The following is a 23,820-nucleotide window of genomic DNA, read 5'->3' as shown; positions in this document are numbered from 1 at the left end:
CAACAGATGTAGTTAGTAAGGAAAATGCTTTTCCTTACTAACTATTTCGGATAAAAGAAAAATGTGTAGGGTAAAAGTTAGTTAATAACAATTTCTACCCGATGGCAGACAAAAAATAATCTATGCGAATAGGAGATCCTATGAACAAACTCATCAGACGAGCTGTGACGATCTTCGCGGTGACTAGTGTGGCGAGTTTATTTGCTAGCGGGGTGTTAGAGACCTCTATGGCAGAGTCTCTCTCTACCAACGTTATTAGCTTAGCTGACACCAAAGCGAAAGAGACCACTTCTCATCAAAAAGACAGAAAAGCAAGAAAAAATCATCAAAATAGGACTTCCGTAGTCCGTAAAGAGGTTACTGCAGTTCGTGATACTAAAGCTGTAGAGCCTAGACAGGATTCTTGCTTTGGCAAAATGTATACAGTCAAAGTTAATGATGATCGTAATGTAGAAATCGTGCAGTCCGTTCCTGAATATGCTACGGTAGGATCTCCATATCCTATTGAGATTACTGCTATAGGGAAAAGAGACTGTGTTGATGTAATCATTACACAGCAATTACCATGCGAAGCAGAGTTTGTTAGCAGTGATCCAGCTACTACTCCTACTGCTGATGGTAAGCTAGTTTGGAAAATTGATCGGTTAGGACAGGGCGAAAAGAGTAAAATTACTGTATGGGTAAAACCTCTTAAAGAAGGTTGCTGCTTTACAGCTGCAACGGTTTGTGCTTGTCCAGAGATCCGTTCGGTTACGAAATGTGGCCAGCCTGCTATCTGTGTTAAACAGGAAGGTCCAGAAAGCGCATGTTTGCGTTGCCCAGTAACTTATAGAATTAATGTAGTCAACCAAGGAACAGCAACAGCACGTAATGTTGTTGTGGAAAATCCTGTTCCAGATGGCTATGCTCATGCATCCGGACAGCGTGTATTGACATATACTCTTGGGGATATGCAACCTGGAGAACAGAGAACAATCACCGTGGAGTTTTGTCCGCTTAAACGTGGTCGAGTCACAAATATTGCTACAGTTTCTTACTGTGGTGGACACAAAAATACTGCTAGCGTAACAACAGTGATCAATGAGCCTTGCGTGCAAGTTAACATCGAGGGAGCAGATTGGTCTTATGTTTGTAAGCCTGTAGAATATGTTATCTCTGTTTCTAACCCTGGTGACTTAGTTTTACGAGACGTTGTAATTGAAGATACGCTTTCTCCTGGAATAACTGTTGTTGAAGCAGCTGGAGCTCAGATTTCTTGTAATAAATTGGTTTGGACTTTGAAGGAACTCAATCCTGGAGAGTCTTTACAATATAAGGTTCTAGTAAGAGCTCAAACTCCAGGGCAATTCACAAACAACGTTGTTGTGAAAAGTTGCTCTGATTGCGGTATTTGTACTTCTTGCGCAGAAGCAACAACTTACTGGAAAGGAGTTGCTGCTACTCATATGTGCGTAGTAGATACTTGTGATCCTATTTGCGTAGGAGAGAACACTGTTTATCGTATCTGTGTGACAAACAGAGGTTCTGCTGAAGATACAAATGTGTCCTTAATTTTGAAATTCTCTAAAGAATTACAACCTATATCTTTCTCTGGACCAACTAAAGGAACCATTACAGGAAACACGGTAGTGTTTGATTCGTTACCTAGATTAGGTTCTAAAGAAACTGTAGAGTTTTCTGTAACGTTGAAAGCAGTATCCGCTGGAGATGCTCGTGGGGAAGCTATTCTTTCTTCCGATACATTGACAGTTCCTGTATCTGATACGGAGAATACACATATCTATTAATCTTTGAATTTCAAATAGATGTGTGAAAAAGCCGCCCAAGAGATGTCTTGGGCGGCTTTTTTTATTTTCTGAAAAAAAATATTTTTTTCATTTTCCTGCTCAGAGAGCTTTCTAAATGGGTTTTGTAAAAATAAATGTTTTTGCTTAGACTCCTTGTCCGATAACTCAAATAGGAGAGGGAAATGAGCACTACACCCATTGTTAGTGGAGTCACGAGTCAAAACAATTCATCGGAAAATGTTTCTAATAACGCTAGATCCTTAACTCTAAAAGAGCGTGCATCGAAGATCCTATCTTCTACCGCATTTAAGGTAGGATTAGCAGTAGTGGGGATATTTTTGGTTATTCTTAGTATTGTTTTGCTATTCATATTGCCTGCAACTGCTGCGAGCAATCCAATTTATCTGGCTATTCCAGCTATTTTAGGATGCGTGAACATCTGTATTGGGATTTTATCTATGAATAAGGGATCTTGTTCAGAAGCGAAGTGGAAGTTGTGTAAAAACGTATTAAAAACTTCTGAAGATATTTTGGATGATGGGGAGCTTAATAATTCAAATAAAATATTTACTGATGACAATTTAAGTAGGGTGGAGGATATTGTTATAACCCTATCTAGTAGAAGAAATAGTGTGGCATAAGAGAGTTCTCTAAGCTAAAAAATTGTTTAGAAATGCAAAGACCGAAATTCAATGTGTTTCTAAACAGCATAAAAAAAGGGGGGGGGAGGGGTAACCCACCCCCTCCCCTGATTTATTGTGCGGGAGATCTTAATGAAGTTTGCAAAAGAATCATGTCTTTAACAATATTGACAGTCTCTTCCATTTGCAGGTCATTGCTTCCAAATGATTGTTCTTGTTTATCTGTTTTTTTCAAATGTTGAACAAAAATTTCAAAATTTTTGTTTTTTTCAAGACGCTGCTGACTGTTCTCGACGAGTTGGGGAAGCATTTCTCTCCACGTAAGCTCGGTTTTTTGTAAATGTGGAGAATAGTATTTTTGGAACCAGGGACGAATATGGATATCGAGATCTCCTAAATTGTCGTTCAAAACATTCTCATATTGATCGGCTGGGAGAGCATATTCTAAAAAACGTTCACCTAGATTGTCTTCCGCATATCGGGAGGGGATAACAATATCTGATTTAACACCTTCCAGTTGTGTGGATTTCCCTGAAGGAGAATAGTATCTCCCTACAGTTACTTTAAAGAAATCTTCTTGAGAGTTGTTCCCTGTAATCGTTTGGTGTTGTATGGTTCCTTTCCCATAGGTTTGTTTATCTCCGACAATAAGGGCTACACCATAGTCTTGAAGTGTTTGTGCAACAATTTCTGCTGCGGAAGCAGAGCTTTTAGAAACCAAAACAGCTAATGGCCCATCATAAAATTTTTGAGGAGAAATCGTGCGATAGCGTTTTACAGATCCATCCGCATATCGAGAGACAACAACAACTCCATTGGTTAGGAACAAACCAGAAACTTTGATGGCTTGAGATAAAAATCCTCCGGTGTTTTCTCGAATATCAAGAACTAACCCAAGAAGGTTTTTTTCTTGCAGTTCTCGAATAGCTCGTCGTAAATCCTGTTCACTAGATATCTGATTTTCTCCTTCATAAAAGGAGTGTAGGGTGATTTTCCCGATAATGCCGTCACCGTAAGGTTCATAGGATACATCAACACGGCGGCTATCTAAGAGAATTTTTTCTCGGCGTAGTTGAACGACATGGTCGTTGTTTTGTCTGTGAATATCTAAAGTGACGGAAGATCCTGGTAATCCTCTTAGGGAATCTAAAACTCCAGGAAAAGGGGTGTTTTCAATATTTTTCCCATTAACGCGGTAAATAATATCGCCCACACGAAGACTTCCTGTTTTATCAGCAGGCCCTCCAGGAAGAACTTCTTTAACAACTACACCATCAATGTCTTCTTTCAGAACTACCCCTATTCCACACATACCTTTCTCCAGCTGAGCTCGCATAGAAAGGGCTTCTTCTTTGCTGAAGTAGGCTGTATGAGCATCTAAACTATGAGCAATGGATTTAATGATGCGAATATGGAAGCTATTGGCCTCTTCTTCAAGAGACATTTTGAGTCCATGGTCATTGATTCCTATATAAGGATTTTCGTGATTTTCAATCTGGCGAATACATAATCTCACTAGTGCATGTTCTTTCCCCTGATAGCGATTTTTTGTAGCATCTTCTAGGTAGATAGATGCATAGGAAAGAAGAAGCTCATATTGTCTTTGCTTTACCTCTTCAATAGAAGATCCCCAGGTAGTTGGTTTTTTTGGGATAGTATGTGAGGAAGCATCTTGAATGACGCGAACAGCATCTGATAACCACACAGTACGCCACTCTCTTACCCGGGAAATGCTCTGTTGAATACAAGTATGTAACTCTCTAAAAGAAGCGAAATTATCTTCTTGGTATTGTTTAAATAAGGAATGGGTCGCTTTTTCTGAAAAGACGTATGTTAGGACCTCATCTTGGGTTAAGTATGCTTTATGAGAATCGAATGATCGAGCATAGTCTTCCAAAGATCTCGATAAAATGTGGGGAGAAATATGTTTTGTATCAATATGGTGCTCGACTAATTTTTCTACGGTTTTGCGGACATCTTGTTGTCGGAGGGGGGCTGAGGAAAACGCAAGTTGTGGGAATAAAGTTAAGGCTAGAAGACAAAAACGAGCGAGTCTCTTCATTACGAATATCTCTATTAATAGTGATTATTCGTATCTTCGACACGAGTTTTTCAAACTTGAGTCGGCTTTTGTCTTATGAACCCTCAAGTCCCTGGTTGTTTACTTTATCGATCCGAAAAAAAACTTTTTTCTGACAAAAGAGAGCAGAGGAATTATTTTTCTTGAGAGATAAGAAAATTAATATTGGAAAAAAACGGTAGGGGAATAGGTTTATTTAATAACCAGTTCTTCATGTTATAGACAAGAGCAACAAGAAAAATAGAGAGTACTGAAAAAGAGAGAAACATTCCGATTACAAAAAATGCTCCTGCAAATGGAATGGTAGTTTGGGGAAAAAGACCAATAATAAATAAAATTGCTGAACATAGAGTGAACAAGATACTACAGGTCAGCATCGCTGTATTTCTAAAAAACACAGTTCGCTGTTTCTGGGATACCGGAGTTGAAGCTTGTGAATGTTCGCAAGCAGGATTCACAACAACTTTCATGATAAAGGTCTTGTTTTCAAGTTTTGGAACTAACAGTATTCTAAGAAATCATTTTATCAGCAAGGGTTCAACTCTTTTTTTATTAGTTCTTTTTAGGGGAGTCTTGTTTTAAGAAAATATTTTGAGAAGAATATTTTCTTAATAAAATTGTTATAGAGCTCCATAAACTCTTACTAGTCCTAGAAATAACCCCTTGCAAACAAAGATATTCTTATTCTATATTTTCCTGTTTGTAAGAGAGGTTGAATCGAGAAGAGTACATGCCGACGATTAATCAGTTAATACGTAAGAAGCGTCAGTCTGGCGCAACTAGAAAGAAATCTCCAGCTTTACAAAAGTCTCCTCAAAAAAGAGGGGTCTGTCTTCAGGTGAAAACTAAAACTCCGAAGAAGCCTAACTCAGCTTTGCGTAAGGTTGCTTGGGTTCGCTTGTCCAATGGACAAGAGGTAATTGCCTACATCGGTGGAGAAGGTCATAACTTGCAGGAGCACAGCATCGTTTTGGTCCAAGGCGGAAGGGTTAAAGATTTGCCAGGGGTGCGTTATCATATTGTGCGAGGGGCCTTAGATTGTGCTGCCGTAAAAAATAGAAAACAGAGTCGTTCCCGTTACGGCGCGAAGCGTCCTAAGTAGGTTGGTTTTTGAAACCTAAAGAAAAGAAGTACGAAGAGGTTGAGTTTATATGTCAAGACGACATGCGGCTGAGAAGAAAGTTATTCCAGGCGATCCTGTTTACGGGAGCGTAGTCTTAGAGAGATTTATTAACAAAGTAATGTTGCACGGGAAGAAGAGCATTGCCAGAAAAATCGTTTACGGAGCTTTGGAGCGCTTCGCTAAAAGATTGGGCTTAGAAAATCCTTTAGAAGGATTTGAAGAGGCTTTAGAGAATGCGAAACCTATTCTTGAAGTGCGTTCCCGTAGAGTGGGTGGGGCTACTTACCAGGTGCCTGTTGAAGTGGCTCCTGATAGAAGAAGTTGTCTTGCTATGCAGTGGATTATTAAGCATGCGCGTTCTAAGCCAGGCAAATGTATGGAAATTGGCCTAGCTAATGAATTGATCGATTGCTTCAACAAACAAGGAGCTACGATTAAGAAACGCGAGGACACCCATCGCATGGCTGAAGCAAATAAAGCATTTGCTCATTATAAGTGGTAAGATAACGTTTAACATTCGTGTGTGAGAGGCAAAAAATTTCGATGAGCGATCAAGAGTTCGGTTTAGACGCGATTAGAAATATCGGTATCATGGCGCATATCGATGCAGGAAAAACAACAACGACAGAGCGAATTCTTTTCTACGCGGGAAGAACTCATAAGATTGGGGAGGTTCATGAGGGCGGAGCTACCATGGACTGGATGGAGCAGGAGCAAGAAAGGGGAATTACGATCACCTCCGCTGCTACAACCGTATTTTGGTTGGGATCCAAGATCAATATTATCGATACTCCCGGTCACGTCGATTTCACTATTGAAGTAGAGCGTTCTTTGCGCGTGCTTGATGGTGCTGTTGCCGTTTTTGACGCTGTTTCCGGGGTTGAGCCTCAATCTGAAACTGTTTGGCGACAAGCAAACAAATATGGCGTTCCTCGAGTTGCTTTTGTAAACAAAATGGACCGTATGGGCGCAAATTATTTTGGCGCTGTTGAGTCCATGAGAGAGAAACTTGGGGCAAATGCTATTCCAGTTCACTGTCCAATTGGTGCTGAAAGCCAATTTGTGGGAATGGTTGATTTGATTTCTCAAAAGGCTCTTTACTTCCTAGATGATTCTTTAGGAGCTAAGTGGGAAGAGCGGGAAATCCCAGAAGATCTTCAAGAGCAGTGCGAAGTCCTAAGAATGCAGTTGCTTGAAGAGTTAGCAACTGTTGACGAAACTAACGAAGCCTTTATGGAGAAAGTCCTTGAGGCTCCTGAGAGTATTACAGAAGAAGAAATTCACAGAGTAATGCGTAAGGGAGTTATTGAAGGCAAAATTAATCCAGTCCTATGTGGAAGTGCTTTCAAAAACAAAGGGGTTCAACAGCTTCTTGATGTGATCGTCAAGTGGTTGCCTTCTCCTCTTGATCGTGGTAACGTTCGTGGAATGAATTTAAAGACAGGTGAAGAAGTTTGCTTGAAGCCTTCGAAAGATGGGCCTTTAGCTGCGCTTGCTTTCAAAATTATGACAGACCCTTATGTTGGTCGTATTACTTTCATCCGTATTTATTCAGGAACATTGAAAAAAGGTTCTGCTATTCTTAATTCTACTAAGGATAAGAAGGAACGTATTTCAAGACTGTTAGAAATGCATGCTAATGAGCGTACTGACAGAGATGAATTTACTGTTGGGGATATCGGGGCATGTGTAGGTCTTAAGTTTTCTGTAACGGGGGATACTCTCTGTGATGAAAACCAAGAGATTGTATTAGAGCGTATTGAAGCTCCTGAGCCTGTAATTGATATGGCAATTGAGCCTAAATCTAAGGGAGACCGAGAGAAATTAGCTCAGGCTTTAAGTGCTCTTTCTGAAGAGGATCCAACTTTCCGAGTTTCTACAAACGAAGAAACTGGTCAGACAATTATTTCTGGAATGGGAGAGTTACATCTTGATATTCTCCGCGATCGTATGATCCGAGAGTTTAAAGTTGAGGCTAACGTTGGTAAACCTCAGGTTTCCTACAAAGAAACGATTACGAAAGCAAGTGATAGTGAAACAAAGTATGTGAAGCAGTCTGGTGGTCGAGGACAGTATGCTCACGTTTGCTTGGAAATCGAGCCAAATGAGCCTGGTAAAGGTAATGAGGTAGTCAGCAAGATCGTTGGGGGAGTAATTCCTAAAGAGTACATTCCTGCGGTAATTAAAGGAGTTGAAGAGGGATTAAATTCCGGAGTTTTAGCTGGGTATGGTTTGGTCGATGTTAAGGTAAGCATTGTATTCGGATCTTACCATGAAGTTGACTCGAGTGAAATGGCCTTTAAGATTTGTGGGTCAATGGCTGTGAAAGAAGCTTGTAGAAAGGCCCTTCCTGTCATTTTAGAGCCTATTATGAAAGTGACAGTTATAACTCCAGAAGACCACTTGGGAGATGTAATTGGAGATTTAAACCGTCGTAGAGGTAAGATTCTAGGCCAAGAAGCTTCTAGAAATATGGCCCAGGTCAATGCAGAGGTACCTTTGAGTGAAATGTTCGGTTACATGACCTCATTGAGATCATTGACTTCAGGTCGAGCTACGTCGACTATGGAACCTGCATTCTTTGCTAAAGTTCCTCAGAAAATTCAAGAAGAGATTGTTAAGAAGTAAGGGATATATGAAGCAGCAAAAACAAAGAATTCGGATTCGCTTGAAAGGTTTTGATCAAGGGCAGCTCGATCAGTCTACAGCAAACATTGTTGAGACTGCTAAAAGAACCGGAGCTCGTGTTGTTGGTCCAATTCCTTTACCAACGAAGAGAGAGGTGTATACGGTTTTGCGCTCCCCTCACGTAGATAAAAAATCTCGTGAGCAGTTTGAAATTCGTACACATAAGCGATTAATTGATATTTTAGATCCTACAGGAAAAACAATCGATGCTTTGAAGATGTTGTCTTTGCCTGCTGGAGTCGATATTAAAATTAAGGCTGCTTAATCTTTTGATTTGAGAATGTCTTTATTTGCTAAATTCAAAGCTCAGTGGATGGTTTTACATTCTCGTGAGCTTTGTTCTTATAATCAGGATGGCGGGCAAACCTCTTTAGACCCAGTTTTTAAAATTATATGTGGTCCCGTTAATTCTGAAATCTCTTACAAGGTGGGGGATTCGTTGGGGGTTTTTCCGACGAATCCTTCTTCTTTGGTTGATTCCATATTGTCCGTTTTACAGTATGATCCTCATACTGTCGTTGTTTCTCGACATGCAGATACAACTCTCTCTATTCGAGAATTTCTTATTAGTTATGTAGATCTTGATAAGATTTCGAAAGTTCTAAAGCCCTTTTTCCCTGAGGATTTGGATGATTCTTGGTCCTTATCTGAAGCGATTCTATTTTATCGTCCCCAGATTTCTTTAGAAGAATTTGTTCAGGGAATAATGCCTTTATTACCTAGGTTTTACTCCATAGCTTCTTCACCAGAATATTCTCATGGACAATTAGAGTTGCTGGTGCGTTGTGTTAGCTTCCCAGGAAAGATGCAACTACGGTATGGATTGTGTTCGGCTTTTTTATGTAAAGATTTGCAAGAAGGAACGATTTTTCAAGGGTTTGTACAGCCAACAAAGCATTTTACATTACAACAGAATAGCTTTGGGAAACCTCTGATTATGATTGGAGCGGGAACAGGAATTGCTCCCTATAAAGGATTTTTACAACATAGATTGTATCACCAGGATTTTGGTGCGAACATTCTATTTTTTGGTGAGCGTTTTGAGAAAAGCAACTTTTATTATCGGGATTTTTTGCAGGGGCTGATTGCTTCAGGGAATCTACAATTGTTCACCGCGTTTTCTAGGGACTCTGAATCTAAAATGTATGTTCAGGATGCAATTGAACAGCAAAGGGAACTTATACAAGAAAATTATGAGAAAGGAGCCTTTTTCTTTGTGTGCGGGAAGAAGACCCTTGGGATAGAAACTAAACGCGCTTTGGGAAATATTTTAGGTTCAGAGTCAGTACAAGAGCTTGTTTTACAAAAAAGACTGGTTTTAGACGTATATTAACGTGGGCAGAATTCCATAACGGTTAAAACGCAGAAACATTGTACGCCATGTCCCTGGCCCATGCTCGTTAGCCCTTCTCCAGAAGTTGCTGTGATGTTAACAGAATCTAAAGAGATTCGAAGTATCTCTGCTATTTTTTCTCGCATAGCAGATATTTTAGGAAGTAGTTTAGGGCGTTGTCCCTCTATAGTAATAGCCAGATGAGAGATCTTTTGTGTAGGCTTTAAAGATGCAACCGCTTCCTTCAGATAAACTGCACTATCAGAAATCCCCTTTGCTTTTAATAGTTCATCCGCCAATGCTCCTAAAATGACTTGATGTGTTACAGATGAAAAAGCATTGCAAATAGCATGAAAAACGACATCTCCGTCCGAATTTGCCTCAAAACCTGGGGTGTTTTCAAAAATAATCCCTCCTAAGACACAAGGTTTAGGATTGTCACTAGGAAGAAAACGGTGACTGTCCTGCCCAATGCCGACACGGTAAATCCATTCAGGATCCGGAAGAACAAAACAAGAGGATGGTTCAGACATGTGTTTATATTTAAAAAAGAACTTTCTCTGCTAATTCTGGAAGAAGCATTTATTAAAATAAACAGAAAGATTGTTAGCAACAGCCTTGGGATTCCTTTATTGGGAAGAGAATTTTAGATGGAGGGCAGTGGAATATTTTTTTAAATTCCTCTGCGCTGATTTCACCTAGGCACCAGTGTTCTTTACTAGGAAGGGATGGGAATAATTTCGCATATGCGCGAACAATCGAAGGACTGGTAAGAATAATAATTTTGTGTGGGGAAAATATGTTTAGAGAAAGTTTGATAGGTTTGACAGTGTAGTGGGAATAGGAAAAGAAGGGATACTGTAGTTTGTTAAGCAGAGATCGGATAATGGGTCGAGCAAGGGAAGAATGAGGATATAATATAGAGGTATTGGATGGGAGGGAGGATAGAATAGGTTGAAAAGCTTCTGATTGAGGGAATGGAACTTGCACAATATTAGCTTTAGGAAGGTGGGCGCGTACGCGAGAAGAGGTAGCTTCTCCAATAGTAACGAAGCATTTGCTCATTAACGCAGACGGAGAAACTGTTTTCTTAATGGAAGAAAAAAAACAGTGGGTGGATGAAGGGCTTGTTAATAAAACATGGGAAGCAGATACAAGGAATTGCCTCGCTTGACGCATCTGAGGGGCATGCTTTGAAAAAGGAATTATGCGAATAATTGGCTGAAAAATAGCAGAATATTGCTTAGCAAAGGATGGATTGAGCCCTAAATACAGTGCCATATGGATCGAGGAGATGCCCCTGTTTCAAAGTGATATGTTAGAGTTTTTTTTGAATTGAAGAGAAGCTTTTTGTTGGTAGGAAGCTTCTTGACTTTTGCGGTAAGAATGTGATCAACTGAAGCCTCAATGTAAAAGATCCTCGGTCAGCACAAAAGAAAATAGATTGCTGTTAACGATTATTGTGTCGTTGGTTTCTCTATAGTTAGAATAAATCTGCTTTTCTCTAAAGAAGGGTTCGTCCTAGTTGAAATGAGACTCCTGAGAAGGATTGTAGCAAATAAGAAAAGGGTTCCTCAGTAAGATTTTGGGGATTCAATCAGTGGAGGTGGAAATATGACTTCTTTATTAGATAAATATTTGAGAAATATTTCCGGGAAAGGACAGCAAAGTTTAGCATCCGTAGCTTATTTAGCAGCATTAGATCATCTATTACACTCTTTCCCATCCATAGGACAAAGCATAGTACAAGAATTGAAAAGTCAGCGATCTCGTTTGAAAATGATTGCTTCAGAGAACTTTTCTTCTCTATCTGTTCAGCTTGCTATGGGTAATTTACTCACAGATAAGTATTGTGAGGGAAGTCCATTCAAGCGTTTTTATTCTTGTTGTGAGAATGTGGACGCTATTGAGTGGGAGTGCGTGGAGACGGCAAAGGAATTATTTGGTGCAGAAAGTGCTTGTGTTCAGCCACATTCTGGAGCTGATGCAAACTTACTGGCTATTATGTCGATTATTACGCAGAAGATCCAAAGCCCAGCTGTTCAGAGACTGGGATACAAGACAATCAACGATCTCCCGGAACAAGAGTATGAGGCTTTAAAGGCCGAAATGTCTCAATACAAATGCCTAGGCCCGTCTTTAAATTCTGGCGGACATTTAACGCATGGGACTGTGCGTATAAATGTTATGTCTAAATTGATGCATTGTCTTCCTTATGAGGTCAACTTAGATACCGAGTTATTTGATTATGACGTGATAGCGAAAATAGCGAAAGAACATAGGCCTACTGTTCTTATTGCGGGCTACTCTTCTTATTCTAGACGATTAAACTTTGCTACACTGAAGCAAATTGCGGAAGATTGCGGTGCAGTTTTATGGGTGGATATGGCTCATTTCGCAGGATTAGTTGCTGGAGGTGTTTTTATCGGAGAAGAAAATCCTATTCCTTATGCAGATATCGTTACAACAACTACTCATAAGACTCTGCGAGGGCCAAGAGGGGGGCTTGTTTTAGCTAAAAAAGAATATTCTGATACTCTAAACAAAGCTTGTCCGTTAATGATGGGAGGTCCGCTTCCTCATGTAATTGCTGCCAAAGCAGTGGCTTTGAAAGAGGCTATGACAATAAATTTCAGGAAATATGCGCACCAGGTTGTCGAAAATGCTCGAACTTTAGCTGAAATTTTTCAGCGTAATGGTTTGAGATTATTAACTGGAGGAACCGATAATCATATGCTGATTATCGACCTGACTTCTCTTGGAGTTCCTGGACGTATCGCGGAGGATATGTTAACCTCTGTAGGTATTGCGGTGAATCGGAATTCTATTCCATCGGATGCTTCTGGACAGTGGAAAACTTCGGGTATTCGGTTAGGTACACCTGCTCTAACAACATTAGGTATGGGTAGTGCTGAAATGGAGGAAGTTGCGAATATTATCGCGAAAGTATTGCGAAATATTACTGTGAGACGCAATGCTGAGGGCAGTTCTAGTAAAAGTGAGGGAGTGCTATCGGAGGAGATCGCTCAAGAAGCGAGACAACGAGTAGCTGATTTATTAGGAAGATTCCCTCTTTACCCTGAAATCGATCTGGAAACGCTAGTTTAGTGGGAGACTCTATGCCTGAAGGGGAAATGATGCATAAGTTACAAGATATCATAGATAGAAAGTTGTTAGATTCTCGGCGTATTTTTTTCTCTGAGCCTGTAACAGAGAAGAGCGCTGCAGAGGCTATCAAAAAGCTTTGGTATTTGGAACTCACAAGTCCGGGACAGCCAATTGTATTCGTTATTAACAGTCCAGGGGGATCTGTTGACGCGGGATTTGCTGTTTGGGACCAAATTAAGATGATCTCTTCTCCTGTAACAACAGTAGTTACAGGGTTAGCAGCATCTATGGGATCTGTGTTAAGTTTATGCGCTGCTCCAGGAAGACGGTTTGCTACACCTCATGCGCGTATTATGATCCATCAACCTTCTATTGGAGGCACCATTACTGGCCAGGCCACTGATTTGGATATTCATGCGCGGGAGATTTTAAAAACTAAGGCTCGCATTATTGATGTGTATGTTGAAGCAACAGGGCAGTCTCGAGAGGTGATAGAGAAAGCTATTGATCGAGATATGTGGATGAGTGCCAATGAAGCTATGGAGTTTGGTCTATTAGATGGGATCCTTTTCTCCTTTAATGACTTATAGGTATCATCTATATTCTGGAACTGGTAATAGTTTTATTTTAGGGGAGTTCATACCTCCCCTCCAACATATTGTGTTTCTATGCCAGAAAGAGAAGGTCGATGGATTTTTATGTGTAGAACCTTCTGAGATAGCAGATGCTAAGCTAACGATTTTTAATAGCGATGGATCTGAAGCTTCTATGTGTGGCAATGGATTGCGGTGCGTAATGGCTCATGTAGCTCAGAGTTTGGGCTTAGAGGATGTTTCCATTGAAACCGTTCGCGGGGTCTATCAAGGTAAGTTTTTTTCTATGGATCGAGTATTAGTTGATATGACATTACTTGATTGGAAGAAGACTAAGAAAACATTAACACATGTATTGCCTGGCATGCCGGAAGAGGTATTCTTTATTGATACGGGAGTCCCGCATGTTGTTGTCTTTGTTCCTGATGTGAATAAGGTTCCTGTACAAGAATGGGGGGCTTTCCTTCGTTATCATGAAGATTTTAGGCCTAATGGAGTCAATGTAGACTTTGTTCAGACAAAGAAAGAAGACACGCTACTTGTTTATACTTATGAGCGGGGATGCGAGCGAGAAACTCTTTCTTGTGGGACAGGAATGTTAGCGAGTGCTTTAGTTGCTGCAGATGTTTTTTCGTTAGAACAAGATTTTTCTCTGTTAGTATGTTCTCGGAGTGGAAACATTGTTAAGATTTTTTCTGAAAACGGTAAGGTTTTTTTAGAAGGGCCTGTAACCCTTTTGAATTGTAGTGAAAATATTGGGGAGTTTGCCCCCTAATCTAGATGTATTAGACAAATTTGAGGATAAAACAAGAGAGGGTTGCTATCTAACAGAGCATTCCCTATACTGGAGCCTATGACAACATATCCTGTACCTCAAAATCCTCTTTTATTACGAGTCCTTCGCTTGATGGATGCTTTCTCGAAGTCTGATGATGAGAGAGATTTCTATGTAGATCGCGTGGAAGGATTTATCTTGTACATAGATCTTGATAAAGATCAGGAAGATTTAGATAAGGTCTATCAAGAACTAGAAGAGAATGCAGATCGGTATTGTTTAATTCCAAAATTGACCTTCTACGAGATCAAGAAGATCATGGAGACATTCGTAAATGAAAAAATTTACGATATTGATACCAAAGAAAAGTTTTTAGAAATCGTACAGTCTAAAAATGCTCGTGAGCAGTTTTTAGAGTTTTTATACGACCATGAGACAGAACAAGAGAAGTGGCAGCAGTTTTATGTTGAGCGTTCTCGCATTCGTATTATTGAGTGGTTGCGGAACAATAAGTTCCAGTTCGTTTTTGAAGAAGATCTTGATTTTTCAAAACATGTTTTAGAGCAGTTGAAGGTACACTTGTTTGACGCAAAAGTGTCAAAAGAGTTGACACAGGCTCGTCAGCTTCTTGTGAATAAATCTAAAGTATACTATTCGAATGAAGCTTTGAATCCTCGTCCTAAGAGAGGGCGTCCTCCCAAACAGTCTGCAAAGGTCGAGGCAGAGACCACCGTGTCTAGTGATATCTATACAAAAGTACCTTCTGCAGCGAGACGCTTTCTGTTCTTACCAGAAATTACGTCTGCTTCCTCGTTAACTTTTTCTGAAAAGTTTGATACGGAAGAAGAGTTCTTAGCACACTTGCGAGGAGGGGGTCGGTTGGAAGACCAACTAAATCTAGCTAAGTTTTCTGAGCGTTTTGATTCTTTGCGTGAATTGTCCGCTAAGCTTGGTTATGATGGAGATGGAGATGCCAGCGACTTCTTTGGTGAGGAATATGACGACGACGATGATGATGACGATGATGTTAAGCCGAAAAAGGCTGCCAAGCGTGGTCGTAAGAAGGCTCGTTCATAAGCATTTTTGTTAAATCTTGTGAGTTCTATTTTTCTAAAATCCAAATAGTTGCAGTTCCGAAGAGCAATTTTCGTTTTCGGATAATGTGTAGCCCTGATTTGTGAAAAACTCTTTCCAGAGAGGTGTCGCAGGGAAGGTTTCGGATGCTTTCTTTTAAGTAAGAGTAAGCGTAACTGTTCCCGGAATAAAACCTTCCAACACTAGGGACAACTAGATTAAGATAGAGTTTATGTAACAGGTGGACTGGGTTATAAGTTGCTGGACGAGTCAGCTCAAGAATGCCTAAACGTCCTTTAGGTTTTAAAACCCTATGTACCTCCTTGAGCGCTTCAAGAGGGGAGGATAGATTCCGGAGTCCATATGCCATAGAAGCTAAATGAAAAGTGTCATTCGGAAGAGGCATGCTTGTTACATCGCTTATGACGTAGGAGAAAGGAGCTAAAGGATGGCATTCCTGAACATTTTCTAGCATTTTGGTTGAAAAATCAACGAGCGTCGCCGAAGCTTGGGGATATTTTTGGATATAGGACAAGGCCACGTGTCCAGTCCCAGCACATAAATCCAATAAATGGTCAGATCTACCTAAAAGAGAAACAAAAGAATGATTCCATGTGAGGTGCAAACCTAACGACAGAATTTTATTAATTTTATCGTAGGTGGGTGCTAGGGAATCAAACATGATTCGGATGTTCGGCTTGTCTTGGAAGTTTGTCATAATAGTTCTTAAACTGTTGTAAACCTGCAAAATCTTCTTCAGAAAGTTCGTAACGACATAAAGAGTAATATTGCTGCATTAGTGACTCTGGAAGCTTCAGTAATGCGGCTGCTTTTCTCCAGATTTCCTCCCTATGATCTTGGAAATAATGGAGGGAAGAAAAAAATTCTTGCTGAAGTTGCAACGGAAGGGTTGAAGAATGGCTAAGAACTCCAGCAAAAACGAATGGTTTTGATGTAAGGTCATGCCAAGAAGTTACTAGGTCATAAGTTTGAAATCCAGGAATGATCTGGTGGTGGAGAGCTGTATCTCCTATTAATAATAAAGCATCGTACAGCTCTACTTGATCAAGAATTTCCTTTGAAGAAAGAAGGGTAATGGAAGGAAACGGAATTTTCCAAAGATTCTTGCAAAGAATGCGCATAAGTGCAATTGAAGAGCGACTTTCTTTGGTAGCAGCTATACGTGGAGCCTCTTTAGCAAAAAATTGAGGCGTGGCATGTAAGTTCACACTTAAGATTTTTTGATAGGCAGCAATTCCAAAAAAGGAAACTTGGTGTAATGGAGAAGAAAATTTCGCTATTACTGAAGTTAATGCATAATCAATTTCCTTTGAAAGTAGCTTAGAAACCAGATTAGATGGCGTATCCGTCTGGAGAGAAACTCCTGGAGCTTGGGACAACCCAATAGAAAAAGGTAGGGCGTTAACGTAGCATACACACCCAACAGTTAAACAAGAGCGGAACTGACGAGACATGGGATACGACCTTGTTGCGTAATCAGCTTAGCCATCCCTTCAATGTCCATTCGGATGGGCTCTTTGGAAGAGGACATTTGAAAAACCTTTTCTCCTAGATGTGTGGAAGAAAAGTCGTTAGCTCCACAAGAAAGTAGGTGCAGAGCAACATCAAGCCCTAGATAATTCCACAAAGCCTTAATATTGGAAAAATTATCTAAAAACAGCCGAGCAACTGCAATGATGGTCGCGGGGGGAATAGAATGTCTTGCAGTCATTTTATGTAATCGTTTGCCTAAAGCATTATTTTCTGAGGCAAACTTCAAGAGAATAAAATTTTTAAATCCCAACGTTTCATCCTGGAGAGAACGTAGCTTGCTCAGATGTGTTACCATATCTTCTGGAGTTTCTCGATGGTAACAAAGCATGGTAGCATTACTAGGAATTCCCAAAGAATGTGCGGTTCGATGGATATCTAAAAAACCTTGGGAAGATAGTCTTCCTCGAGAAAGGGTTTCTCGCACTTCATCAACTAGAATCTCTGCACCACCCCCAGGAATAGAATCCAGGCCTGCAATACGTAGTCGTTCCATGACCTCTCTGACAGAAAGGTTTTCCAGTTTTGCTAGATAGGCATATTCAATAGCAGAAAGCGCTTTGATATGTAGGTCTGGAAAATTTTGTTTAATTTTCGTGAACAGCTCTTCATAGTAAGCAAGATTACATGATGGATAGCAACCTGCTACGATATGGGTTTCAGTAATGGGGGAAGTAGTTTCTTTTATGGAACGAATGAGTTGATCAGGAGTGAAGAACCAGCCTGAAGGATTACCTGGTTTAGCGTAGAAAGAACAAAAAGTGCAGTTAAATTGGCAGAAGTTTGTGGGATAAAGATAGAGAGTGGAAGAGTAGTAAACGGTATCGCCAACACGATTTGCGCGAATCTGATCAGCAAAACTCCATAACGCCTGCTGATCTTCATCATCAATAAGAAGCAACTGCAAAGCCTGTTCTTCAGAAAGACGAGCTCCAGATAAATAGTCGTTAAACAAAGTTTTAAGCCAAGCACTTTTAGGAAGAATGCGAGTTGTCGAGGTCGTCATAATCGTTGTCGGGTTGCGAGTTTTTGTTTCCATAAGGGCAAGACTTCTTTTTCTGACAGCAATCACTTCGGCCGCAACCTTTAGATAAAGGTCTTCCTAGTAGAAAAGATCCTATCAGAACAGAAGCTACCCCTATACTTAATAAAACAGTAGCACAACAGATGAGCAAAAACAAAGAGGTCATAAGGAGCTCTCTGTTAGTTGAGATCTATCCAAATAGGAGAACTCCATGCCATAGCTCCATTTTCTTGAGTTACTCGTAAGTAATAAAAGGCAAAAGGAGCCCCATTTTTAGGATCTGCAAGAGTAGCCTGAGCAAATGGAGTCAGATCGTCATACTCATATTCAAAATTGTTGCCATCAGGGTAGAAGGTGTGGAGTGTATCTCCATTACGGATGATTTCGATAGTAGAAATCTTTGCAGTCCCCGCTACGTATCCTGAAATATGTCTATTAATCATTAGTCCTGGTTTGATAGCTGTGGAGAGCTCAGAACCCATAGGAGCCGATGTAATTTGAAAACTTACAATGATTCTTTGACCTGTTGTCGCATAGCATTGTCGTTGGTATAGAGCTTCAAGCAGAGAATCACGAGAATATTTATTACAAATGACTGCAGTTAATCCAGGAGAGTATTGCTGTTGATCGGAATCAAAAAAGTTACTGTACAAGTTTCTATCATCGAGACCGCCAGCTACAAATCCAAAACGTAGATTTCTCTTTAAAGCAGACAAAATAGTCCCTTCTGGATTCTCTGAGTCGATAGAACCTTTAATAGGGAATGGATTCCCTTCAGCTTCAGTTCTTTCAGAACATCCCCAGGCATTGTAAATCTCTACAACTCGCTCAAATTCGGCATGGAAATTTTGAAAATCACAACCAAATTTTTTCGATGCAGTAAAGCTAGGGATCGAAATTAACTCATGACTGGTTGATTGCTTATATAGTTTAGATAGGGGGAATAACTTACACTCTTTGTGCTTTCCTGGAGATTTAGGCTCTTTTATTAGAAGGACTTCACGAATTCCCTCGCCAGGTTCTTCAGAAACATATTGTGCCCCCGACAGGGCAATGAAACGATCTTCTTCATTGAAATCAGAGACCGTTTGATTAATGCTTTTAATCGTTTCGGGAGTAAGCCCATCTTGAATTTCGAAAGAAGATGTGGCAAAGAAGTTCAAAGCGCAGTCATCTCGGAAATAACGTAAGCAGGATTCAATATTGCCTTCCGAATCTACACGCTCAGATTCTCCATGCAGCAGACCCCATAAAAGATGGGGTGACGTTTCTGTAAAACATTTGATTGGAGCAGACGTAAAAATCTCTTTGGTGGCTTGATTGCGTAATTGAATACGGTAAATCCCAGGTTCATTGAAATAAAGATTCGGGAGAATAACGAATCCTGTTTCAGGAATAAATAATTGCCAACTGAGATTTTCTCGCAGATGCTCATACGAAAGTTCGATCTGGGTCTCTTCTGGGGAAAAGTTTGTTAAATTTCCAAATTCATCTTCGAAGCGAACTGTAATATCAAAGCGCTTATTTTTGACCACATAAGAAGGAGCAAAGATACGGATATTTTTTAAAACATTTCCGCGGATGTCTATTGTGAAGATATCAGGATCTTCAAAATTTCCTTTTCCCGTTGGATCAACGTAAAGGGAAAAAGGTTTACGACGCTGGGTAAATAATTGGGCTCCGTTGCCAGAAGCATCTTCTTGAGGAAAATTAGGAGAACTTCCAAGAATGATGGAGAAGGTGTCTCCTGCTTCTATTTCGCAAGGAAGAATAAATTCAAATGTAGGGATGTAGGATCCGGGAGCATAAACAGCTTTTGCTGTTACGATACTCTCAGAGGGAGTTTCCAAGTAGATCGTATTACATGGTTGAGAGAGGTCTGTAGAAGGAATCTCCCAGTCTATAGGACGTCCATCTATTCCTAAATCAAATTTTAATAATGTCCCCTCGGGAAGGAAATTAGCTGAAGAATATTCAAACCTCCAGGTAGAAATTTGACCAGCCCTAGCAACTGAAGGAGTAACGTAACAAACAGATCTGCGCATAGCAACTAATATATAAGTTTGAGTAACCGGGAAGTCCTTTTCATGCAAACTTTTTGATTCCGCATGATTTACCAAAGGATCTTCAAAGACAAGGTTATGTTACACCAAAAATTTTTTCAGGACTACACAACTTTGATTATGACATCCAATTGAAAAGAGACTGAGTTGAAGATAGGACTAGGAGTTTTCTTTTTCTAAAGCTTGTAAGGCTTCATTTATAGAGTCAAAAACTTTGAAATAAGACAAAAATCCTGTGACGTAAAGAGTCTGTTCGACGGTCTTGGAGATAGAGGTTAGAGCAATTTTCCCCGCATTTTTTCCTACCTGATGATAGCTCTGTAAGAGAACGCGAATCCCTGCGCTAGATATATAATCTAAAGCGGCACAATCCAGAATAATGTTTTTCATTCCATTCGAAAGAGATTCGGAAATGCTTTCTTGTACGGCAGGGGAGGAGACACCATCGAGTTTTCCTTGTAAATGAAGGATGCCTGTTTGGCCTTGTTCTTCTTTTTGAAAATTACTCATTGGGTCTAGGGCTCCTAATCTTGGGTAGTTAATGAGGATGCTTTGTATTTTTAAAAAGGTTAGAACTCTATGAATATTCTGATTAGAGGGACCTTTTTGTAATTTTCTTTCTACTATGGTGATACATTTTAGGACAACGGATAGAGAGAACAGAATTTACTAATGTTTCATTTAGAATCGGTTGTTCCGTGATAAAGGCTTTCGCTTTCTTGGTGTAATTTTCATCTTTTCTACGCTGCGGTCAGAGCAGGATAAAATATCGATAGCAAAATCTTCATAGTAGATTTTCATTCCTTTCTCGGGGACGGCGCCTAACTTATGAAAAACATAACCGCCAAGAGTGTCGTAACTGCTCTCATGTGCTATGCGCAGCCCAAAATATTCTTCGGCATCGGAAATGTTCATTCGTCCATCCACAATCCAAGCATTACCTACTTTTTTGTAGTGAACATCTTCTTGGTCATCGTATTCGTCTGCAATTTCCCCGAAAATTTCTTCAACAATGTCTTCCATGGAAACCAGACCCTCTGTGAATCCGTATTCATTTACAACAATGGCTAAGTGGCAACGTTTCTGTCGAAATTCTTGTAAAAGCAGAGAGACGCGACGGATTTCGGGAGTATACAAGGGAGGATAAGCGATGGATGATAGTGGTTGGGTGGTATGTGGATCCTTATAATACACAGGGAGTAGGTCTTTCACAAGAACCATTCCTGTAATGTCATCGATATTTTTAGTGAATAAAGGAACGCGACTATATCCCTCATCTATGATTAGGGGGAAAGCTTGAGAAATAGGGATTTCGCTTGGTAAAGCGAAAATATCGGCTTTCGGGGTCATAATTTCTCGAGCAATCATATCTTCAAGGCAAGAGATATTTGCGGATAGCTCGTTGGATGGTGTTGGGGCAGGAAGTTGTGGAATTGTAGTTGATGAGGATTTTTTTAATCCCATCAGACATTTTTCTAGAGCTTTAACTGTAGAAATTGGGATCTGGGAACCCCACCAGTTTTTCGAACAACCATAAAAGGAGGGTAAAAATTTACAGGCTACTAGGATTAAAAATAGGAAAGTACCCCAAAAAATAGGCAAGGGAATAGAGAAGAAAGTATTGATATACTGATAAATAGGTGCTCCGAGTATCCCATAAAGTAGGCAAAGCAGAGGAAGTAATCTAGAAGAGGAGGGGGGAACTGGGATCCCATCAGTTCCATACGCTAAGGTAGTGACCCTGCGATTTATTGCTGAGCCGAGAAAAAGGAAAAGAATAATGGTAGCCAGCAGAATATACAGCATGATGAGAAATGAAATGATCTTCTCCGTAAAAAAAGAAATTATTTCAGGACTATATTCAAGAAAGAACTTATAGCCTCTTCACATGTTATGATAAAAATTTTTATCGATATAGAGATTTCTAGAGAAAGTGGAAGACTTTTTATACAGTAGGATGCAACAGTGCTTGGTTCTGAGCTAAGAAGGTTAGGGAAGAATCTTCTTGTTCTCGCATAATACGCTTATCTTCATCTGTTTGATCATCGTATCCTAGCATGTGTAGCAAGGAATGGACTACATAACGGGAGATTTCATGGTATAGTTGGGCTTCTGTGTATTGCCCTAAGAATCGCATAGCCGCTCTAGGGCTAACGAAAGCTTCTCCTAAGACGTGAGGGAAAGATTGGATGCCAGGTCTATCTATCGGAAGAGTGATAGTGTCTGTGAGAGAGGGATCAGAAAATTGCTCATCGTGTAACTGAGCAAGAGCGGCATCGCTCAAAAAATAAATGTATACCTGATCTGTAGAGACTTTTTGCAGTTCCAAAAACAAAATAACAAGACGCTGAACAGATTGTAAATCTATATCAACGTCCTGTTGTTCATTGGAAATAAAAATTTGAGGAGAAGATCGATCCAAAATAAGCAAAAATATGAACTATTTAATTACAGGAGTCTTCAGAAGTCCTGTGGCTTTTTTAGCAGTAGCGTCATCCCAGCGTCCTAATTTACGTAACACTTCAATGCGCTCAAAACGTTTAAGAACGTTTCTTTTGGTTTCTCCCTTAATGGATTTTCCGTAACTACGATGTCTAGACATGTTTCTTCCCTAATAACTAACCAATTTGAGGAACAAAAACGCTAACACTTTTTACTGTGTTGGTATGGGCCTTAAAAGCAATTCTTGGAGCATCTTTTGGATGCTGAATAGCATAAATGGGTTTGCGTTTCTTTGGACTTTGAGCTCTACGGCGAGCTTGTTTACTCATTCGTGTCATAAAATAACCCAACAAGATCTTTCTTCCTTTCCGGATGGAAAGGGATTTAAAAAGAAAATGGCAACTTCGCTGTTGCTCATGAAGGGAATAGAATAGTAGAGCGCTGTTTTTTTTTCAATAGAGCTCTAAGCGGGATGATGACTAAATCTTCTCTTTTCATGAAGTGGATGCCGGTAGGAGTATTAGGATTTGGGGTTTATGAATGGAGAAGAAGCACAGGGGTCCGAATTTAATACTCCACAAGAGATCACGTATTTGAATGCGTCTTCAATTTTCATATCTAAAAAAGTAATGTCAGATTTTTTGAATAGAGTCAAAAATCCTGAGGTAGGGTTTGGAGTGGTTGGAATGAATACAGTAATCATGGGGTCATTGACGTCCTGAGAGCATGTTGTTGGAGCATCTCCTGCCACTAGGCCTATGCATAGTACCCCTTTGTTGGGGAATGGGACCATAACGACTTGTTTGAAAGATCCTGACTTGGAGCCAAAGATGGTGGTCATGACCTGTTGAGCAGCCTTATATACTGTTTTGATAATCGGAATTCTATGGAGGATTTTATCGTACACGGATAGTAAAGATTTGAAAATCATGAGGCGAGCGAGAAACCCAAGGAGGACTGTTGTGAAGAAAAGTCCGAATAAGAGCACGATTTGCAAGACAAATCTAAGAACGGATTTATATTTAGCATAGAAACTAAATTTTTCGAATAAATCAGATGCCATGCCCACAAAAGGTTGTGTAAGAAAATTCATGATCATCCCCACAACAGCGATGGTGATCGCTAGAGGAAGGAGAATAACTAGGCCAGTAATAAAATGCTTTTTCATACAAAGAGCTCCTTTGGCTTGGGAATTCCCTCTCGCTTGGAATCCTAGGCGAGACTATAGCTAAATCTTCTATAACTTGTAATTCGTTTTTGAAGTGATGATGGAGAGCCTTTCTCTGGCAGGGACTGTTTACTTTTAGAGAGGATTAAAGAAATCATGTATGTTAAGAAATATCATTGATTTAAAGCGGGGATTTATCTACAATAGCTCCCTGTATGGCTAGATAGCTCAGCTGGTAGAGCAGAGGACTGAAGATCCTTGTGTCGTCGGTTCGATCCCGGCTCTGGCCATCCCATGAGTTTGCGATTTATATTCGCTAATGGTGTTTAGAGGGTTTAGACGGAAAGCTCTCTAAATTTTTTTGTAGCAG

General features: G+C 40.1%; 26 protein-coding genes and 1 tRNA gene. 12 read left to right on the top strand and 15 right to left on the bottom strand.

Annotated features, from left to right (window positions below; genetic code table 11):
• The first annotated feature begins 122 nt into the window (after positions 1 to 122).
• Both omcB and TC_RS03670 read left to right on the top strand, forming a co-directional pair.
• Positions 123 to 1,787: an outer membrane complex protein OmcB gene (gene omcB, locus TC_RS03680; RefSeq protein ID WP_010231361.1), complete on the top strand. Its 1,665-nt coding sequence runs from the start codon at positions 123 to 125 to the stop codon at positions 1,785 to 1,787.
• Positions 1,788 to 1,969: 182 nt separating this feature from the next.
• Positions 1,970 to 2,428, top strand: coding sequence for a sulfur-rich protein (locus TC_RS03670; protein ID WP_010231348.1), 459 nt, complete (start codon positions 1,970 to 1,972; stop codon positions 2,426 to 2,428).
• Between the two features lie 112 nt (positions 2,429 to 2,540).
• Here the strand turns inward: TC_RS03670 and TC_RS03665 are convergent, their stop codons facing one another.
• Together TC_RS03665 and TC_RS03660 are read right to left on the bottom strand one after the other, a co-directional pair.
• Complete coding sequence (locus tag TC_RS03665) at positions 2,541 to 4,490, bottom strand: S41 family peptidase (protein WP_010231347.1); 1,950 nt, start codon at positions 4,488 to 4,490, stop codon at positions 2,541 to 2,543.
• Between the two features lie 152 nt (positions 4,491 to 4,642).
• Positions 4,643 to 4,978, bottom strand: coding sequence for a hypothetical protein (locus TC_RS03660; protein WP_010231346.1), 336 nt, complete (start codon positions 4,976 to 4,978; stop codon positions 4,643 to 4,645).
• Positions 4,979 to 5,238: 260 nt separating this feature from the next.
• Here TC_RS03660 and rpsL point away from each other — a divergent pair, with 260 nt between their 5' ends.
• The 5 genes from rpsL to TC_RS03635 are packed head-to-tail and all read left to right on the top strand — an operon-like array spanning position 5,239 to position 9,652.
• Complete coding sequence (gene rpsL, locus TC_RS03655; protein ID WP_009871794.1) at positions 5,239 to 5,610, top strand: 30S ribosomal protein S12; 372 nt, start codon at positions 5,239 to 5,241, stop codon at positions 5,608 to 5,610.
• A gap of 49 nt (positions 5,611 to 5,659) precedes the next feature.
• Positions 5,660 to 6,133, top strand: coding sequence for a 30S ribosomal protein S7 (gene rpsG / locus TC_RS03650; protein WP_010231342.1), 474 nt, complete (start codon positions 5,660 to 5,662; stop codon positions 6,131 to 6,133).
• A 41-nt stretch (positions 6,134 to 6,174) separates the two neighbouring features.
• A complete protein-coding gene (fusA, locus tag TC_RS03645) occupies positions 6,175 to 8,259 on the top strand; it encodes an elongation factor G (RefSeq protein ID WP_010231341.1) in 2,085 nt (694 codons plus the stop codon).
• A 7-nt stretch (positions 8,260 to 8,266) separates the two neighbouring features.
• A complete protein-coding gene (gene rpsJ / locus TC_RS03640; RefSeq protein ID WP_009871791.1) occupies positions 8,267 to 8,584 on the top strand; it encodes a 30S ribosomal protein S10 in 318 nt (105 codons plus the stop codon).
• A 15-nt stretch (positions 8,585 to 8,599) separates the two neighbouring features.
• Entirely contained in the window at positions 8,600 to 9,652 is a 1,053-nt protein-coding gene (locus tag TC_RS03635; RefSeq protein WP_010231313.1) for a sulfite reductase flavoprotein subunit alpha, read from the top strand.
• Here the strand turns inward: TC_RS03635 and ispF are convergent.
• Complete coding sequence (gene ispF / locus TC_RS03630) at positions 9,649 to 10,185, bottom strand: 2-C-methyl-D-erythritol 2,4-cyclodiphosphate synthase (RefSeq protein ID WP_010231311.1); 537 nt, start codon at positions 10,183 to 10,185, stop codon at positions 9,649 to 9,651. The two genes, TC_RS03635 and ispF, sit on opposite strands and share 4 nt — an antisense overlap.
• A gap of 73 nt (positions 10,186 to 10,258) precedes the next feature.
• Positions 10,259 to 10,933 carry a uroporphyrinogen-III synthase gene (locus TC_RS03625; protein WP_010231309.1) on the bottom strand — a complete coding sequence of 225 codons (675 nt, stop codon included), beginning with the start codon at positions 10,931 to 10,933 and terminating at the stop codon, positions 10,259 to 10,261.
• Between the two features lie 333 nt (positions 10,934 to 11,266).
• Between TC_RS03625 and TC_RS03620 the strand changes: the two genes are divergently transcribed.
• From TC_RS03620 to TC_RS03605, 4 genes are all read left to right on the top strand, one after another.
• Positions 11,267 to 12,760, top strand: a complete 1,494-nt coding sequence (locus TC_RS03620; RefSeq protein ID WP_010231307.1) for a glycine hydroxymethyltransferase — start codon at positions 11,267 to 11,269, stop codon at positions 12,758 to 12,760.
• A gap of 11 nt (positions 12,761 to 12,771) precedes the next feature.
• Positions 12,772 to 13,350, top strand: a complete 579-nt coding sequence (locus TC_RS03615; RefSeq protein WP_010231304.1) for an ATP-dependent Clp protease proteolytic subunit — start codon at positions 12,772 to 12,774, stop codon at positions 13,348 to 13,350.
• Positions 13,319 to 14,128, top strand: coding sequence for a bifunctional diaminopimelate epimerase/glutamate racemase (gene dapF, locus TC_RS03610; RefSeq protein WP_010231302.1), 810 nt, complete (start codon positions 13,319 to 13,321; stop codon positions 14,126 to 14,128). Before TC_RS03615 ends, dapF begins: the two co-directional genes overlap by 32 nt.
• 78 nt (positions 14,129 to 14,206) lie before the next feature.
• On the top strand, positions 14,207 to 15,205 hold the full coding sequence (locus TC_RS03605; protein WP_010231298.1) for a UPF0158 family protein: 999 nt from the start codon (positions 14,207 to 14,209) through the stop codon (positions 15,203 to 15,205).
• Between the two features lie 25 nt (positions 15,206 to 15,230).
• On the opposite strand, the gene ubiE is transcribed toward TC_RS03605, so the two are convergent.
• The 11 genes from ubiE to TC_RS03565 all read right to left on the bottom strand — a co-directional run bounded on the left by ubiE (position 15,231) and on the right by TC_RS03565 (position 23,450).
• A complete protein-coding gene (gene ubiE, locus TC_RS03600; protein ID WP_010231294.1) occupies positions 15,231 to 15,920 on the bottom strand; it encodes a bifunctional demethylmenaquinone methyltransferase/2-methoxy-6-polyprenyl-1,4-benzoquinol methylase UbiE in 690 nt (229 codons plus the stop codon).
• Entirely contained in the window at positions 15,877 to 16,677 is an 801-nt protein-coding gene (locus TC_RS03595; RefSeq protein WP_010231288.1) for a menaquinone biosynthesis protein, read from the bottom strand. The genes ubiE and TC_RS03595 overlap by 44 nt, the downstream gene beginning before the upstream one ends.
• On the bottom strand, positions 16,650 to 17,759 hold the full coding sequence (locus TC_RS03590; protein WP_010904389.1) for a CofH family radical SAM protein: 1,110 nt from the start codon (positions 17,757 to 17,759) through the stop codon (positions 16,650 to 16,652). Before TC_RS03590 ends, TC_RS03595 begins: the two co-directional genes overlap by 28 nt.
• Entirely contained in the window at positions 17,728 to 17,943 is a 216-nt protein-coding gene (locus TC_RS04820) for a YSIRK-type signal peptide-containing protein (protein WP_010904388.1), read from the bottom strand. Before TC_RS04820 ends, TC_RS03590 begins: the two co-directional genes overlap by 32 nt.
• Positions 17,944 to 17,956: 13 nt before the next feature.
• Complete coding sequence (locus TC_RS03585; RefSeq protein WP_010231284.1) at positions 17,957 to 19,822, bottom strand: DUF3604 domain-containing protein; 1,866 nt, start codon at positions 19,820 to 19,822, stop codon at positions 17,957 to 17,959.
• Between the two features lie 177 nt (positions 19,823 to 19,999).
• On the bottom strand, positions 20,000 to 20,350 hold the full coding sequence (locus TC_RS03580) for an anti-sigma factor antagonist (RefSeq protein WP_010231282.1): 351 nt from the start codon (positions 20,348 to 20,350) through the stop codon (positions 20,000 to 20,002).
• A gap of 171 nt (positions 20,351 to 20,521) precedes the next feature.
• A complete protein-coding gene (locus tag TC_RS03575) occupies positions 20,522 to 21,646 on the bottom strand; it encodes a hemolysin family protein (protein ID WP_010231280.1) in 1,125 nt (374 codons plus the stop codon).
• A gap of 139 nt (positions 21,647 to 21,785) precedes the next feature.
• Positions 21,786 to 22,271 carry an rRNA maturation RNase YbeY gene (ybeY, locus tag TC_RS03570; RefSeq protein WP_010231279.1) on the bottom strand — a complete coding sequence of 162 codons (486 nt, stop codon included), beginning with the start codon at positions 22,269 to 22,271 and terminating at the stop codon, positions 21,786 to 21,788.
• 9 nt (positions 22,272 to 22,280) lie between these two features.
• The gene (locus TC_RS04815) at positions 22,281 to 22,442 is read right to left on the bottom strand and encodes a small basic protein (protein WP_010231278.1); all 162 of its coding nucleotides are present in this window, start codon (positions 22,440 to 22,442) and stop codon (positions 22,281 to 22,283) included.
• Between the two features lie 16 nt (positions 22,443 to 22,458).
• Complete coding sequence (locus TC_RS04865) at positions 22,459 to 22,620, bottom strand: hypothetical protein (protein WP_010231277.1); 162 nt, start codon at positions 22,618 to 22,620, stop codon at positions 22,459 to 22,461.
• Between the two features lie 182 nt (positions 22,621 to 22,802).
• Positions 22,803 to 23,450 carry a DUF502 domain-containing protein gene (locus tag TC_RS03565; RefSeq protein ID WP_010231276.1) on the bottom strand — a complete coding sequence of 216 codons (648 nt, stop codon included), beginning with the start codon at positions 23,448 to 23,450 and terminating at the stop codon, positions 22,803 to 22,805.
• 217 nt (positions 23,451 to 23,667) lie between these two features.
• Here TC_RS03565 and TC_RS03560 point away from each other — a divergent pair.
• Positions 23,668 to 23,740: transfer RNA gene (locus TC_RS03560), tRNA-Phe, on the top strand.
• Positions 23,741 to 23,820 lie beyond the last annotated feature (80 nt).

It is taken from the genome of Chlamydia muridarum str. Nigg, from assembly GCF_000006685.1.
In the GTDB taxonomy this organism is placed as follows: domain Bacteria; phylum Chlamydiota; class Chlamydiia; order Chlamydiales; family Chlamydiaceae; genus Chlamydia; species Chlamydia muridarum.
The sequence above is the reverse complement of the archived record's forward strand: the minus strand, read 5'-3'. Positions and strand labels throughout refer to the sequence as shown.